The following is a 13,399-nucleotide window of genomic DNA, read 5'->3' as shown; positions in this document are numbered from 1 at the left end:
TCGCGCGAATATCGGCCCCCTACGCCGACAGCCGCCGCCGCAGCCCCCGCAGCACATCGGCCATGTCGCGCAGCACCGGCAGCCGGTCATAAAGTGGCAGCCGCGCGATGTCGGCGCGCGAGGGGCGCTGATGGCCGAGCGGGGGGGCGATGGCCAGCGTCCGCAGGTCGGGGTTCGCCGCGCGGAACATGGCGATCGCCGCATCCACCGGCATCGGCGTGCCCTGCCCCGGCCCTTGCAGCATCGCGCGCAGATGGTCGCGCAGCCGCACCGCCGCCGCCGCCCGGAACAGCACGAAATGCAGCTGCCCCACCGGGCGGTCGGGGGCCAGTTCCAGCACCTCGGGCCGCCCCGCCAGCGCCCGGCCCGCGACGGTGCCGTCATGGCCGGCATAGACGATATCCCACGGAACCGCCCCGAGAAGCGACGCCAAGGGCCCGATGCGGGCGGCGAAGCGGGGATGGAAATCCAGATCGTCCTCGCAGACGCAGAAGGCGCGCGCCCCCGCCGTCAGCGCCGCCTCGCACACGCCCAGATGGCTCAGAAACGCGCCATGCGCGCCGACGGACCCGAAGCCCCCGGGCTCGTCCGGCCGCTGCGCGGGATAGAGCACCACGCGCGGATCCTCGAACGACAGGCCGATGCGGCGCAGCTCGCCCGCGAAGTCGCGGCGGCGGTCGGCCCGGACGGGCAGGTTGATGACATAGAGCCGGTCCACCAGCCCCATCAGCATCTCCCCCGGGGTCTGCGATCCGGTCACGCCCATGCCCGCTCCAGCTATTCCGGGGGATGCTAGCCTGCCCTTGCCCCCGGGGCAACCCGGCGCGGCCGCATCCCGGCTGGCGCGGGGACGGCAGATGTGGCAGGCTGCGCCGATGGAAGACGCGGACCTGCGGCATCTTCTGGAAGGCGGCGACCGGCGGTCCATCGGGCAGGCGGATGCCGTCGCGCGCCGGATCGCGGGCTCGGCGCGGGGCATCGCGGCGGCGGTGCGGCTGATGCAGGATGCGGATCCCGTCGTCGCCACCCGCGCGGCCGACGCGCTGGAAAAGGCGACGCGCGCCGATCACGGCAGCCTTGCCCCGCACAAGCACACCCTACTGGGCAGCGTTGCCGCGATTTCCCAGCAAGAGGTGCGCTGGCATCTGTTGCAGATGCTGCCGCGGCTGCGGCTCGATCCGGCGGAACGGGCGGCGGCCTTCGCCCTTGCCGAGGCGAGCCTCGACCATCGCAGCCGGATCGTCGCGGCCTATGCGCTGTCGGCGCTCTTCGCGCTGTCGGCGGACGACCCGGCGTTGCGGGCCGTGGCGGTGGCCCATGCGCAGGCGCGACGCAGCGCGCCTTCGGCCGCGATCCGCACCCGGGTGCGGCAGTTGCTGGAAGGGCACTGAGCCAGGGCCCGCTGCGCCGCGCCGCCCTTGCCGCGCCCGGACGGAAGGCCCCTCAGGGCCATTTCGCCACCGGCGGCAGGCTCATCAGCACGGCATTGGCGTCATGGCCGGTTTCCAGCCCGAATTTCGTGCCCCGGTCGTAGACGAGGTTGTATTCGGCATAAAGCCCGCGGTGGACCAGCTGTACCTCGCGGTCGGCCGTTGACCAGGGCGTGGTGCGGCGGCGGTCGGCCAGCGGCAGGAAGGCGGGCAGGAAGGCCGCGCCCACGGACCGGGTGAAGGCGAAATCGGCGTCCCAATCGCCGGTGTTGTGGTCGTCGTAGAAGATCCCCCCCACGCCCCGCGCCCGGCCCCGGTGCGGAACGAAGAAATATTCGTCCGCCCAGGCCTTGAAGCGGGGGTAATAGGCCGCGTCGTGGGCATCGCAGGCCGCCTGCATCTGCGCGTGGAAATGCGCGGTGTCCTCGGGGTATTCGATACAGGGGTTGAGATCGGCGCCGCCGCCGAACCACCAGGCATGCGGGGTCCAGAACATCCGGGTGTTCATGTGCACCGCCGGCGCATGCGGGTTCTGCATATGCGCGACGAGGCTGATGCCGCTGGCCCAGAAGCGGGGATCGTCCGCCATCCCCGGCACCCCGCGCGCCGCCATCGCCTTTTGCGCGCGCGCGCCCAATGTGCCGAAGACGGTCGAGACATTGACCCCCACCTTCTCGAACACCCGCCCGCCGCGCATCACGCTCATCAGCCCGCCGCCGGCATCGCCCCCGTCGGGGGCGGCGCGGCGGGTGGGCGTGACCTCGAACCGCCCCGGTGCCGTGTCGCCGGGCTGCGCATCCTCCAGATCTTCGAAGGCCGCCACGATCCGGTCGCGCAAGTCGCGGAACCACCGGGCGGCACGGGCCTTGCGGTCGTCGAAGGGGTCGGTGGTCATGGGCGGTTCCTCCTGTGGCTGGCGGGGTGATAGCAGGCGGGGGGCGGCGCGGCCAGAGGCCGGCGTGAAGGGGCATCTGCATGACGGTGCGCCGGTGATATCGGGCGGGCCGGGGGCCAGCCCCGCGCAGGCTGGTTCTCGAACCAGTGGCGCACCAGCCGGCGCCCCCGGGATATTTAAGGACAGAAAGTGAAGGGGGGCGGGTTTCTAGCCTCCGGCGGTGTGCACGGGGCAAGGCCGCGGTCGTTCCGGCATCTTCCCGCGCGCCGCGCAAGATGTGATCGCCCTGCCCCTTTTCCCCGCCGCGTCAAAGGCGTACCCTGCATCCACACGGTTGGGAGTTTCCGATGACCCGCAGTTTCCTGCCCCCCGCTGCCGCCCGTGCCAGGTATCCGCTGTTGCTGGCCGCCCTTGCGGCGCTGGCCGCCTGCGGCACCCCGCAGGAACAATGCATCAATGCCGCCACGCGCGACCTGCGCGTGCTCGACCAGTTGATCGCCGAGACCGAGGGCAATATCGCCCGCGGCTATGGCTATCGCGAGACCGTGCATACCGAGATGCGCTATGTGCCCTGCAACCGCCCCGTGCTGCGCCAGGCCCCGCCGCGCGAGCCGGGGGCCAAGCCGGTGTTCTACTACGACAGCGCCCCCGGCTTCTGCTGGGAGGACGTGCCGGTATCCGAACGCCGCCCGGTGGCGGTCGATCTTGCCGCCGAACGCGCCAAGCTGGCCGAGATGCGCAAGAAACGCGCGGAACTGAACGCCATGGCCTCTGCCGCGGTGGCGCAATGCCGGGCGACCTATCCCGAATAGGGGCGCGGGGGTATTCGCGCTATGGTCCGGCCCGGGCGGGATGAGGAAACGCACCGCGTTTCCCCCGCCCGTGGCGCGGTGGTGCCGTGAGAGACGGAGATGTCAGGAAACCCGGCCAGGCCGGGGCAGCGGCGAGGGCGGGATGTGGCGAAGGCACGCGCCTGCGCCAGCCAAATGGCAGGACCGGGAGCACACCCTAATGCGCCGGCGCCACCGCCGGGTCGAGCAGCGTGCGCCCGCCGTCCACCGTCAGGATCTGCCCGGTGACGAACCCCGCCGCGTCCGAGGCGAGGAACTGCGCCGCCTCGGCCAGTTCCACCGCCGCGGCGATGCGGCCGAGGGGGGTGCGGCGGAGGATCTCTGCCCGGAAATCGCCGTGCTCCTTCAGCCCGCGCTGCAACGAGGCGCTCATCACGCTGCCGAAGGCGACCGCGTTCACCCGGATCCGTTTCGGCGCCAGCGCCAGCGCCAGCGCGCGGGTCATCTGGTCCACCGCCGCGCAGGCGACCGAATAGCCCATCAGTTCCGGCTGCGTGCGCTGCGCCGCAATGGACGAGATGTTGACGATCGCCCCCGCCTGTTCCGCCCCGCCCGCCGCATCGCCATCGGGCCGCGCCGCCTGCGCGATCATCCGCCGCGCGACATGCTGCGACAGGCGCAGCGCGGTCAGCAGGTTCTGCTGCAACATCTCTTCCACCGCGTCGTCCTCGGGTTCCAGCGGGTCGGACAGCGCGACATGGCGGCTGGCGTTCACCAGGATGTCCACCCGGTCGAAGGCGTCGATGGTCGCGGACACCAGATTGGCGATGGTCAGCCGCTGGCGCAGGTCGCCGGCGAAATAGCGCACCGGCCCCTCGCCGCGCGCGGCCTCGCCCAGTTCGCGCGCCAGCGCCTCTTCGTCCACATCGGCGAACATCACATTCGCGCCCCGGTCGACGAAATGGCGCGCGATGGCGAGGCCGATGCCATGCGCGGCGCCGGTGACGATGGCGGTCTTGCCGGTGATGGAAAAGGTCATGGCAGCCTCTGGAACATCAGCCGCGCGGGCGGATCGGGCGGTGGGCGCGGATCAGGCGGAAGACGGCATCGCCGCCGATCTCTTCATGGTCGCGGAAGGTCTCGGCCAAAACGGGGGCGTAGGGCAGATGGCGGTTGGCGACCAGCCAGAGCGTGCCCGCGGGCGACAGCATCCCCGCCGCCGCGCGCAAAAAGGCGATGCCGAGGCCCGGGTCGGGCGCGCGCCCCTCGTGGAAGGGCGGGTTCGTCACCACCGCATCCAGCGGCCGGTCGGGGCGAAAGCGCGTGGCATCGGCCCAGTGGAACCGCGCCCGGGGATCGGGGATGTTGATGCGCGCGCAGGCAAGGGCGTCGGCCTCCGCCTCGACCAGATCGAGGGTCTGGACCCCTTCGCGCGCAAGGATCGCGGCAGAGAGATACCCCCACCCGGCCCCCAGATCGGCCAGCCGCGCGGGCAGCCGCCCCGGCAGGGCCGCGGCCAGCAGGGCGGATCCGCGGTCCGGGCCTTCGGCGGAAAAGGCCCCCGGCAGGGTGGTGAAGCCTTCGGGCGTGACATGGGGACGGGCGGTCCAGCCCGACAGGTCCGCCGTACCGGCGGCAAAGGCGGCAAGGCGGCCATGCGCCTTGGCGACGGGGGCCGACAGATCCGCCCCCTGCCCGCGCAGGTCGCGCAGCAGGCTGTCGATCCCGTCGGTTTTCTGCCCGTCCACCACCACCGGCCCGCCGGGCGCGATCGCCGCCGCGGCGGCGGCGACCAGCGCGCGGGCATGGGCGCGGGCGCGCGGCAGGCTGACCACAGCGGCGCCATAGGGCCCGTGCAGATCGGCGCGCGCGGGGTATCCGGCGGCGGCGAAGGCATCGTGGTCGGGGCGGAAACCCGTCACCACCTCGATCCGCGCGCGCCCCACCGCGCGGTCCAGCGGGCCGAGGTCATCGCCCGCCCGCGGCCGGATCACCGCCACGCGGCCCGTATCGGGCAGTGCGATGGCCCCGGAGTCGAGCGCCAGTTGGAACCGGATACCGTTCATCGCCGTGCCATGGGTGGAAAGCCTGCGTATCTGCCTGTACCGCCCCCGGTGCCGGTAGGCCGGGCGGGTGGATTGGCGCGCACCATCGCACGGCGCACCCGCAGAATCCACCCCCGCCCGCCGTGTCACGAGCCGGCAAGGGGCGACACCCGATCCCGCCAATCCGACGGGCGAAGGCGGTGCCTTCGCCACGGGCTTCGTTGTCCCGGCCCAAGAACTTTCGGACGAAAATTCTTGTCCTCCGCACCGGAGCCGGAACTGGCGAGACCTCCATTGCCTCCCCCTCCCGCCCGGCCTGAACGCGGTGGATGTCGGCCCGGCCCACAGGCGCGGATTGTTTCCCCCGCCGCGGGTTCCGAATCCCCTGCCGGGGGGTTAACATCGCCGTGATCGAACCGGAGCCGCCATGACCGCCCTGCCCGCCCCCGCCGCGACCCGCCCTGCCGCCCGCCGCTGGCTGCTGCCGGCGGTCTGCGCGCTGCTGCTTTCGGCCTGCGCCGCGCCGCCGGTGACGGAGGTGCCGCAGCGCCGCCAGATGGCGATGCCCGCGCTGCCGGCGATGAAGAACTTCGCCCCCCGGCCCGGCACGCCGCCGGTGCGGGCGAATGCCGATATCGCGCGCGATATCCTCGACCTCTTCTTCCGCATGGAAAGCGGGCGCGAGGTGCCGCGCTTCACCCGCTACGAGGCGCCGATCCGCGTGGGCCTTGCGGGCCAGGTCCCCCCGGGGGCGGAGGCCGAGCTGTCGCGCCTGCTGCTGCGCCTGCGGTCCGAGGCGCATATCGACATCGCACGGGCCGACAGCGCCGCCGCCGCCAACCTGCATGTCGAATTCCTGCCCCGCGCGCGCATGCAGGCGGTGGTGCCGCATGCCGCCTGTTTCGTCGTGCCCCGCGTCGGCGGCTGGGACGAATTCCGCCGCCGCCGCCACGGCCCCGAGGTGGACTGGACGACGCTGGAATCGCGCGAACGGATCACCGTCTTCGTCCCCGCCGATGTCGCCCCGCAAGAGGTGCGCGACTGCCTGCACGAGGAACTGGCGCAGGCGCTCGGGCCGCTGAACGACCTTTACCGGCTGTCGGATTCGGTGTTCAACGACGACAATTTCCACACCGTCCTGACCGGCTTCGACATGCTGGTGCTGCGCGCGGCCTACGACCCGGCCCTGCGCACCGGCATGACCCGGGCCGAGGCCGCCGCCGCCCTGCCCGCGATCCTGCGCCGGCTGAACCCGCGCGGCGAACGCCTGCCCGCGCGCGGCGCCGACGACAGCCCGCGCGCCTGGATCGACGCCATCGAAACCGCGCTCGGCCCGCGCACGCCGGCGCCGGCGCGGCGGGTGGCGGCGCACCGGGCGCTGGCCATCGCCGAGGCGCGGGGATGGGCCGACAACCGCCGCGCCTTCAGCCATTTCGCGGTGGCGCGGCTCAGCCTCGCGTCCGAGATCGAGATGGCGGTGCTGAACTTCGCCGAGGCGGCGCGGATCTATGCCGCCCTGCCCGACGGCGCGCTGCATGTCGCGCATGTGGACATGCAGATGGCGGCCTTCGCGCTCGGCTCCGGGCAGGCGGAAGAGGCGCTGGTGCTGACGGGCCGCGCCATTCCCGCGGTGCAGGCGGCGGAAAACGCGGCGCTGCTGGCGACGCTCCTGATGATCCGCGCCGAGGCGCTGGAGATGCTGGGCCACGAACAAGAGGCGCGGGCGGTGCGGCTCGACAGTCTGGGATGGGCGCGCTATGGCTTCGGCGCCGACGATACGGTGCGCAACCGCCTGTCCGAGATCGCCGCCCTGACGCCCCCGCGGGCCGGGGGCTAGGCGGCCGAGGGCCGCGCGGCCCTTGGCGCGGAACGACAGGAAGGACCGGGAATGTTCATAGTGGCGGGCTTTGTGATCGGGGCGCTCTGGGGCGGATGGCTCGCGCGGTCGCGCAAGGGCACAACGCTCGACATCGTGCAATATGCGGGCGTGTACGCGATCATATTCGCCCTCGTGGGCCTGCTCGCCACCGTGGTGATGAACCGGATATAGGCGGAGGGACCGATGTTCCTGCCCTTCTTCGAGACCCTGCGCAAGACCGGCGTCCCGGTCAGCCTGCGCGAATACCTCGCCTTTCTGGAAGGGATGCAGGCGGGGCTCGCGACCTATGACATCGAGGGGTTCTATTACCTCGCCCGCACCGCGATGGTGAAGGACGAACGCCACCTCGACCGTTTCGACCAGGCCTTCGCCACCGCCTTCAGGGGGCTGGAGGCGATCACCCCCCAACAGGTGCTGGACGCCATCGACCTGCCCGAGGAATGGCTGCGCAAGCTGGCCGAAAAGGTGCTGACGCCCGAGGAACGCGCGCAGATCGAGGCGCTCGGCGGGTTCGACAAGCTGATGGAAACCCTGCGCCAGCGGCTGGAGGACCAGAAGGGCCGCCATCAGGGCGGCAACAAATGGATCGGCACCGCCGGCACCTCGCCCTTCGGCGCCTATGGCTCGAACCCCGAAGGGGTGCGCATCGGCCAGAAGGAGGGCCGCGAGGGCCGCGCCGTCAAGGTCTGGGACAAGCGCGAGTTCCGCAACCTCGACGATACGGTCGAACTGGGCACCCGCAACATCAAGGTGGCGCTGAAACGGCTGCGCAAATGGGCCCGCGACGGCGCGGTGGAGGAACTGGACCTCGACGGCACCATCCGCGCCACGGCCGAGCACGGCTATCTGGACGTGCAGACCCGGCCGGAACGGCGCAACGCGGTAAGGGTGCTGTTGTTCCTCGACGTGGGCGGCAGCATGGACCCGCATGTGAAGGTGGTGGAAGAACTGTTTTCCGCCGCCCGGGCCGAGTTCAAGCATCTGGAATATTTCTATTTCCACAACTGCCTCTACGAGGGCGTCTGGCGCGACAACCGCCGCCGGTGGGACGAACAGACCCCGACATGGGAGGTGCTGCGCACCTACGGGCACGACTGGAAATGCATCTTCGTGGGCGATGCCTCGATGAGCCCCTACGAGGTGCTGCAACCCGGCGGCGCGAACGAACACTGGAACGCGGAACCCGGCAAGCTGTGGCTGGAACGCGCCTGTCAGCAATGGCCCGGCCATCTGTGGATCAACCCGGTGCCGGAACGGTTCTGGGACCATTCGCATTCCATCCGCCTGATCCGGCAGGTGTTCGCGGACCGTATGGTGCCGATGACGCTGGACGGAATCGCCCGGGGAATCCGGGAGTTGGGGCGGTAGGCGTTGCGCCGGGTGGGTGGCGTGGCGCCGGGGGCCAGCCCCGCGCAGGCTGGTTCTCGAACCAGTGGCGCACCATCCTGCGCCCCGGGATATTTTCAGACAGAAAGTGAAGGGGGGCGGTCCAGCGCCGCCAGCCTTGCCAATGTCGGCGATACGGCGTTGAGTTCGCGGCTTTCGGGGCGCAGCGGGCGCAGCAGGCGGGCGAGCGTGCCGAGGGGCGCGAGGCGGCGGGAAAGGCGCGCGGCGGCGGCCAGCGCGCCGGGCGGGGCCTCTGCCGCATAGGCGGCGAGCGTGGCGTTCAGCCAGCGGGGGTCGTCGGGCCAGCGGGCATGCGCGCTCTGCACGAGGCAGAGCAGGTCCACCCCCTGCCAGAACCCGCCGCGGCGGCGGGGCGAGAAGCGTTCGAGGTCGATGAAGCGCGCGGTGTGGCCGTCCCAGCAGATGTCGCGCACCGCCGGGCGGCCATGCGCCAGCCCCGCCCGGTGCAGCCGCGCCAGCGCCCGGCCGGCGGCGGCGAAGGCCGTGGCGGCATCGTCCCGCCCCGGTTCCGCCGCCAGTTGCGCCAGCGTCGGCCCCGCATCGGCCAGCACGATATGGTCGGGCCCTTCCAGCACGATTTCCGCCACCGGCAGCCCGCGCGCGGCCAGCAGGTGGAGCCCGGCGCGCTCGGCCTCGAACGCGCGGGCGGGATCGCCCTTCTGCAGGCGCAGGCGCAGGCGCAGATGTTCCACCCGTTTCAGCCAGAACCGCCGCCCGTCCGCCAGCGTCAGCGCCATCACCCGCCGCGGCGGCTGGCCGAGCGCGCCGGAAACCGTTTCGGCAAGATCATGGGACAGTGACACCGGCACCCCCGTCGCGTGGCTGGACGGGGGGAATGTAAGCCGGATGTGACGGTTTTGTAAGGGCCCTGGTTCAGAGCGTGTCGAACAGCACCTTCAGCGCCTCGGGGCTCGGCCGGACATAGGCGCGCTTGCGGCTCGGCCCGATCTTCAGCCGCCGGCGCAGCGTGATCGCGGTTTCGGCGCAGATCACCGGCACGCCCACGCCGTCGATGATCGGCACCTCGTCCACCTCGGTGATGCCGTTGACGCCGACGATGGTGGCCACCACCCCCTCGGTCGGGATGATCGCATCGGCGCCCTCGGCGATGGCGATGCGGGCGGCGGCGACGAACTGGTCGATATATTCCTGCGGCGCGTCGAACTGCTGGTCCAGCGTGCGTTCCAGCATCACCTCGTTCACGGTATAGATGCCGCTGACCCGTTCGCCGAAACGGTGGCGCGTGACCGAGGCGCGGTTGAACGGCACCGTCTGCTGGCTGAGCCCGATCATTGCCACCTTCGGCGCGACGGAAAAGGCGGTGAGCAGCGTCGATTCCGCCGCCGAGACCACCGGGATCTCCACCAGCGAGCGCAGTTCGCGCAGCGCCGGTTCGGCATAGGTGCCGACGACGAAGGCGTCATAGCCCCCGGCCTCGGCCTTGCGGGCATTGCGCAGGAACAGCCGCTTGATCGTCTGGTGGTAGGACACCGGCGACAGCAGCACATCCGCCTGCGGCAGGCCCCGGCCGATGTCGGGGTCCATGCCGTGCACGGTGACGCTGGTGCCCGGCGAGGCGACATGGTTGGCATAGGCGTGCAGGTGACGGGCGAAGGTCTGATGATGCGCGAAATCGACGCTGACCTGATACCAGATTTTCATGACGGCTCCCCGGATGCGGCTGGATGCCCGATCCTCGCCCATGGTGGCGCACGCGCATGCCCCCTTGGCGGGGGAACGGGGCGGGGAGAGGCCAGCACCATCAGAACCCCGCCAAGCCGTTAGTCGGAAAGGAGGATCGGGTCGAAAGGCTGCGGATGGACGCCGCGATTGCCCATGCGCCCGACGCCGCGATGCGGGTGAAGGTGGCGCAGGACGTGGCCGCGCTGGACGAAAAGCTTGCCAGCGTCGCCGCCGAAGTGCCCCGCGTGTTCTATGACCCGATTGTTGAAGCCGGGATGCAGACCCGCGTTGACGTGGAAAGCTCGCTGCGCACCGCCGAAGCCTGACCAGTTCCACAGGGCCGTGGAAACCGCCTGCCGCCCCTTCGGGGGCGGCTTTTTTCTAGCTGATGATCTGGCAGGCCAGTCGAACGATGATCGGCACAAGCTGCAACGCCGTGCCGCCTGCGATGAACAGAAGGCCGCGCCGCGCACCACGGGAAGACGCAAGAAGGTTCTGCACCATCGGCAGCGTCAAGTTTCTTTCACGATCATCGGAAGCCCATCGTGGCAGACCAATGTTGATTGCGTCATCTTCCTTCAATATCACCGCCCGCGCCGTGATCCATGCCCCGGCCAAGGTCAGCGCCAAGCCTAAGCCCGTGAGAATGTCCGAAACGGTGTCACCCATATTGCCCCCGATGATGTGCGGTTACGATCATGCGCCGGGGCTGGCATCGCGGCAAGCCGACCTTTCGCGGGCAGGAAACACCCCTGCACGGCAACCCGGATGGGGCTTCGGCATTTGTCATAGGTATTTGTTAGGCAGGGGTGGCGAAACCCACTCATTTCGCCAAGTCATTGGCATTACACAGCAATTCTTGGTGAAGTGGTGGGCGACCCTGGAATCGAACCAGGCATGGGTCTCCCCGGCGGAGTTACAGTCCGCTGCCGCACCTTGCAGCACGTCGCCCGACGCGAGGGGGGAGATAGCGGAGGCCCCGGGGGGCGTCAAGCGGAATTCTGGCCGCCACCCTGCCCTTGCGCCCGCCCCCCGCCCCGTCCATTCTGGCGCCGCCAACGGAGGATACGATGAAGAAACCCGCCTGGGTGATCGACAAGGAACGCGCCAAGCGCACGGCGGCGGCAGAGACGGTGTGGCTCTTCGGGCTGCATGCGGTGCGCGATGCGCTGCTGAACCCCGCGCGGGTCCGGCTGCGGCTGATCGTGACGCGCAATGCCGCCGACAAGCTGGCCGATGCCATCGCCGCCGCCGGGATCGCGCCCGAGATCGCCGATGCGCGCAGGTTCACCGCCCCGATCGACCCCGAGTCGGTCCACCAGGGCGCGGCGCTGGAGGTGAAGCCGCTGGACTGGGGATCGCTGGAGGATGTGGCGGCGGCGGGCGCGGGCAAGCCGCTGGTGGTGCTGCTCGACCGCGTGACCGACCCGCACAATGTGGGCGCGGTGCTGCGGTCGGCCGAGGTGTTCGGCGCCCGCGCGGTGATCGCGCCGCGCCACCATTCGGCGCCGGAAACCGGGGCGCTGGCCAAGACGGCCTCGGGCGCGCTGGAACGCCAGCCCTATCTGCGCGTCACCAACCTGTCCGAGGCGATGGAGGCCTTGCGCGCCATGGGCTATGTGCTGATCGGCCTCGACGGCGCGGCCGACCTGACGCTGGCCGAGGCCGTGTCCCGCGCCGACCGCCGCCCCATCGGCCTTGTCCTGGGGGCGGAAGGCCCCGGCCTGCGCGAAAAGACGCGCGAGACCTGCGACATGCTGGCCCGGATCCCGTTCGCGGGGGGGTTCGGTTCGCTCAACGTATCGAACGCGGCGGCGGTGGCGCTTTATGCGGCAGGTGAGGCGCAGTGAGATCACGTTCGCGTCAACGGCATTTCAATCCGCCACTGCGGTATCCATGTCACAGACAGAGACGCGGACCCGGAACCTTCGCGTTTCACTTCACTGTCCCTCGTTCCGTGACTGGCGCCCGGCCTCTGGTCCGGGCGCCTTTTTCTTGAACGCCCCCGTTTCACGAAAGGCGCCGCCATGACCGACCCTTCCGACGATCTTCTCCGCCGCGTGCTGACGCAGACGCGCACCATCGCCGTCGTGGGCTTTTCGGCCGATCCAAGCCGGCCGAGCCACTATGTCGCGGCCTTCCTCAAGGGCCGCGGCTATCGCGTGATCCCGGTCAATCCGGGGCTGGCGGGGCAGGTTTTCCTTGGCGAAACCGTGCGCGCCGCGCTGGCCGACATCCCGGCGGAGGACCGGGTGGACATGGTCGACATCTTCCGCCGGTCCGAACAGGTGCCCCCGGTGGTCGACGACGCGCTGGCGCATCTGCCGCATCTGCGCACCGTCTGGATGCAGGTCGGGGTGATGAACGCCGAGGCCGCCGCCAAGGCGGAAGCGCGGGGCCTGACCGTGATCCAGAACCGCTGCCCCAAGGCGGAATATCCCCGCCTCTTCGGCGACCGCCCGCGCCCTGCGGCCTGACGGCCGCTTCCGTCGGTGCGGGCGCGCACAGAGGGCGGCCCCGCGTCACCGCGTCGCCCGTTTGCGCGGCTTGTTGCCCATCGCGTATTTCTGTGGCAAGACATATGCGAATTCAACGATCTCACGAGCCTCGCCCATGCCGGATTTCGCCGCCCGCCGCGTCACGATGGTGGATACCCAGGTCCGCCCGTCCGATGTCACCAAATATCCGGTGATCGCGGCCATGCTGGCCGTCCGGCGCGAGGTCTTCGTGCCCCCCGCCCTGCGCGAGGCCGCCTATATCGGCGAGAACCTCCCGCTCGCCCCGCGCCGTGTGGTGCTGGAACCGCGCACGCTGGCCAAGATGCTGGATGCGCTGGATATTCAGGCCGGGGAACTGGTGCTGGATCTGGGCGCGGGGCTCGGCTACGCCGCCGCCGTGATGGCCCGGATGGCCGAGGCCGTGGTCGCCGTGGAAGAGGACGCCGCCCTTGCCGCCGAGGCGCAGGCCGCCCTGTCGGCCGAAGGCGTGGACAATGCCGCCGTCATCGCCGCACCGCTGGCGGACGGCGCACCCAAGCACGGGCCCTATGACGCGATCCTGGTCGAGGGCGCGGTCGAGGTTCTGCCCGAGGCCGTCACCGCACAGCTGAAGGAAGGCGGGCGCATCGCCTGCCTGTTCATGGAAGGCGCGCTTGGCGTCTGCCGCACCGGGCTCAAGCGCGACGGGCATATCGCCTGGCGCTTTGCCTTCAACGCCGCTGCCCCGGTGCTGCCGGGGTTCGAAGAAAAACGGGAATTCGCGCTCTGACA

General features: G+C 70.7%; 16 protein-coding genes and 1 tRNA gene. 9 read left to right on the top strand and 8 right to left on the bottom strand.

Translation table 11 applies throughout. The features are described 5' to 3' along the window. Positions 1-19: 19 nt before the first annotated feature. On the bottom strand, positions 20-766 hold the full coding sequence (locus RGD00_RS03065) for a hypothetical protein (RefSeq protein WP_310455783.1): 747 nt from the start codon (positions 764-766) through the stop codon (positions 20-22). Between the two features lie 109 nt (positions 767-875). Here RGD00_RS03065 and RGD00_RS03060 point away from each other — a divergent pair, with 109 nt between their 5' ends. Beyond that, positions 876-1,391: a hypothetical protein gene (locus RGD00_RS03060; RefSeq protein WP_310455782.1), complete on the top strand. Its 516-nt coding sequence runs from the start codon at positions 876-878 to the stop codon at positions 1,389-1,391. Between the two features lie 52 nt (positions 1,392-1,443). Here RGD00_RS03060 and hemF read toward each other — a convergent pair whose 3' ends face one another. After that, the gene (hemF, locus tag RGD00_RS03055) at positions 1,444-2,325 is read right to left on the bottom strand and encodes an oxygen-dependent coproporphyrinogen oxidase (RefSeq protein ID WP_310455780.1); all 882 of its coding nucleotides are present in this window, start codon (positions 2,323-2,325) and stop codon (positions 1,444-1,446) included. Between the two features lie 347 nt (positions 2,326-2,672). Here hemF and RGD00_RS03050 point away from each other — a divergent pair, with 347 nt between their 5' ends. After that, the gene (locus tag RGD00_RS03050; protein ID WP_310455779.1) at positions 2,673-3,137 is read left to right on the top strand and encodes a hypothetical protein; all 465 of its coding nucleotides are present in this window, start codon (positions 2,673-2,675) and stop codon (positions 3,135-3,137) included. A gap of 196 nt (positions 3,138-3,333) precedes the next feature. On the opposite strand, the gene RGD00_RS03045 is transcribed toward RGD00_RS03050, so the two are convergent. Continuing rightward, positions 3,334-4,155, bottom strand: coding sequence for an SDR family NAD(P)-dependent oxidoreductase (locus RGD00_RS03045; protein ID WP_310455778.1), 822 nt, complete (start codon positions 4,153-4,155; stop codon positions 3,334-3,336). Between the two features lie 16 nt (positions 4,156-4,171). Next, positions 4,172-5,182: a class I SAM-dependent methyltransferase gene (locus RGD00_RS03040; protein WP_310455777.1), complete on the bottom strand. Its 1,011-nt coding sequence runs from the start codon at positions 5,180-5,182 to the stop codon at positions 4,172-4,174. Positions 5,183-5,588: 406 nt separating this feature from the next. On the opposite strand from RGD00_RS03040, the gene RGD00_RS03035 reads away from it, so the two are divergent. Genes RGD00_RS03035 through RGD00_RS03025 form a run of 3 tightly spaced genes read left to right on the top strand, consistent with a single transcriptional unit; the run spans position 5,589 to position 8,408 of the window. Beyond that, positions 5,589-6,998 (top strand): DUF2927 domain-containing protein, encoded by a 1,410-nt coding sequence (locus RGD00_RS03035; protein ID WP_310455775.1) that lies wholly within the window; start codon positions 5,589-5,591, stop codon positions 6,996-6,998. A gap of 51 nt (positions 6,999-7,049) precedes the next feature. Further along, entirely contained in the window at positions 7,050-7,211 is a 162-nt protein-coding gene (locus RGD00_RS03030) for a hypothetical protein (RefSeq protein WP_310455774.1), read from the top strand. Between the two features lie 12 nt (positions 7,212-7,223). Then, positions 7,224-8,408, top strand: a complete 1,185-nt coding sequence (locus RGD00_RS03025) for a vWA domain-containing protein (protein WP_310455773.1) — start codon at positions 7,224-7,226, stop codon at positions 8,406-8,408. A gap of 95 nt (positions 8,409-8,503) precedes the next feature. Here the strand turns inward: RGD00_RS03025 and RGD00_RS03020 are convergent, their stop codons facing one another. Together RGD00_RS03020 and RGD00_RS03015 are read right to left on the bottom strand one after the other, a co-directional pair. Further along, positions 8,504-9,250, bottom strand: a complete 747-nt coding sequence (locus tag RGD00_RS03020) for a lipopolysaccharide kinase InaA family protein (RefSeq protein WP_310455770.1) — start codon at positions 9,248-9,250, stop codon at positions 8,504-8,506. Between the two features lie 70 nt (positions 9,251-9,320). Continuing rightward, positions 9,321-10,109: an aspartate/glutamate racemase family protein gene (locus RGD00_RS03015; protein WP_310455769.1), complete on the bottom strand. Its 789-nt coding sequence runs from the start codon at positions 10,107-10,109 to the stop codon at positions 9,321-9,323. 155 nt (positions 10,110-10,264) lie between these two features. On the opposite strand from RGD00_RS03015, the gene RGD00_RS03010 reads away from it, so the two are divergent. Next, a complete protein-coding gene (locus tag RGD00_RS03010; protein ID WP_310455767.1) occupies positions 10,265-10,456 on the top strand; it encodes a hypothetical protein in 192 nt (63 codons plus the stop codon). A gap of 55 nt (positions 10,457-10,511) precedes the next feature. On the opposite strand, the gene RGD00_RS03005 is transcribed toward RGD00_RS03010, so the two are convergent. Together RGD00_RS03005 and RGD00_RS03000 are read right to left on the bottom strand one after the other, a co-directional pair. After that, positions 10,512-10,799, bottom strand: a complete 288-nt coding sequence (locus tag RGD00_RS03005) for a hypothetical protein (protein WP_310455765.1) — start codon at positions 10,797-10,799, stop codon at positions 10,512-10,514. A 199-nt stretch (positions 10,800-10,998) separates the two neighbouring features. Next, positions 10,999-11,082 (bottom strand) — tRNA-Tyr (locus RGD00_RS03000). Positions 11,083-11,200: 118 nt separating this feature from the next. On the opposite strand from RGD00_RS03000, the gene rlmB reads away from it, so the two are divergent. From rlmB to RGD00_RS02985, 3 genes are all read left to right on the top strand, one after another. Beyond that, a complete protein-coding gene (gene rlmB / locus RGD00_RS02995; protein WP_310455763.1) occupies positions 11,201-11,980 on the top strand; it encodes a 23S rRNA (guanosine(2251)-2'-O)-methyltransferase RlmB in 780 nt (259 codons plus the stop codon). Between the two features lie 177 nt (positions 11,981-12,157). Continuing rightward, a complete protein-coding gene (locus RGD00_RS02990) occupies positions 12,158-12,607 on the top strand; it encodes a CoA-binding protein (RefSeq protein ID WP_310455762.1) in 450 nt (149 codons plus the stop codon). A 136-nt stretch (positions 12,608-12,743) separates the two neighbouring features. Continuing rightward, entirely contained in the window at positions 12,744-13,397 is a 654-nt protein-coding gene (locus RGD00_RS02985; RefSeq protein WP_310455760.1) for a protein-L-isoaspartate O-methyltransferase family protein, read from the top strand. Positions 13,398-13,399 lie beyond the last annotated feature (2 nt).

This window comes from Ruixingdingia sedimenti (assembly GCF_031432425.1).
GTDB classification, from domain to species: Bacteria; Pseudomonadota; Alphaproteobacteria; order Rhodobacterales; family Rhodobacteraceae; genus Ruixingdingia; species Ruixingdingia sedimenti.
Note: the sequence above shows the minus strand (reverse complement) of the source record. Positions and strands in the feature narration are given on the sequence as shown.

What these genes read in the sequence shown, in the direction of transcription:
- RGD00_RS03035 (WP_310455775.1), top strand. Translation starts at nt 5,589, where the DNA reads ATGACCGCCCTGCCCGCCCCCGCCGCGACCCGCCCTGCCGCCCGCCGC.
- RGD00_RS03045 (WP_310455778.1), bottom strand. Translation starts at nt 4,155, where the DNA reads ATGACCTTTTCCATCACCGGCAAGACCGCCATCGTCACCGGCGCCGCG.
- RGD00_RS02985 (WP_310455760.1), top strand. Translation starts at nt 12,744, where the DNA reads ATGCCGGATTTCGCCGCCCGCCGCGTCACGATGGTGGATACCCAGGTC.
- RGD00_RS02990 (WP_310455762.1), top strand. Translation starts at nt 12,158, where the DNA reads ATGACCGACCCTTCCGACGATCTTCTCCGCCGCGTGCTGACGCAGACG.
- rlmB (WP_310455763.1), top strand. Translation starts at nt 11,201, where the DNA reads ATGAAGAAACCCGCCTGGGTGATCGACAAGGAACGCGCCAAGCGCACG.
- RGD00_RS03005 (WP_310455765.1), bottom strand. Translation starts at nt 10,799, where the DNA reads ATGGGTGACACCGTTTCGGACATTCTCACGGGCTTAGGCTTGGCGCTG.
- RGD00_RS03050 (WP_310455779.1), top strand. Translation starts at nt 2,673, where the DNA reads ATGACCCGCAGTTTCCTGCCCCCCGCTGCCGCCCGTGCCAGGTATCCG.
- RGD00_RS03040 (WP_310455777.1), bottom strand. Translation starts at nt 5,182, where the DNA reads ATGAACGGTATCCGGTTCCAACTGGCGCTCGACTCCGGGGCCATCGCA.
- RGD00_RS03065 (WP_310455783.1), bottom strand. Translation starts at nt 766, where the DNA reads ATGGGCGTGACCGGATCGCAGACCCCGGGGGAGATGCTGATGGGGCTG.
- RGD00_RS03025 (WP_310455773.1), top strand. Translation starts at nt 7,224, where the DNA reads ATGTTCCTGCCCTTCTTCGAGACCCTGCGCAAGACCGGCGTCCCGGTC.
- hemF (WP_310455780.1), bottom strand. Translation starts at nt 2,325, where the DNA reads ATGACCACCGACCCCTTCGACGACCGCAAGGCCCGTGCCGCCCGGTGG.
- RGD00_RS03030 (WP_310455774.1), top strand. Translation starts at nt 7,050, where the DNA reads ATGTTCATAGTGGCGGGCTTTGTGATCGGGGCGCTCTGGGGCGGATGG.
- RGD00_RS03015 (WP_310455769.1), bottom strand. Translation starts at nt 10,109, where the DNA reads ATGAAAATCTGGTATCAGGTCAGCGTCGATTTCGCGCATCATCAGACC.
- RGD00_RS03060 (WP_310455782.1), top strand. Translation starts at nt 876, where the DNA reads ATGGAAGACGCGGACCTGCGGCATCTTCTGGAAGGCGGCGACCGGCGG.
- RGD00_RS03010 (WP_310455767.1), top strand. Translation starts at nt 10,265, where the DNA reads ATGGACGCCGCGATTGCCCATGCGCCCGACGCCGCGATGCGGGTGAAG.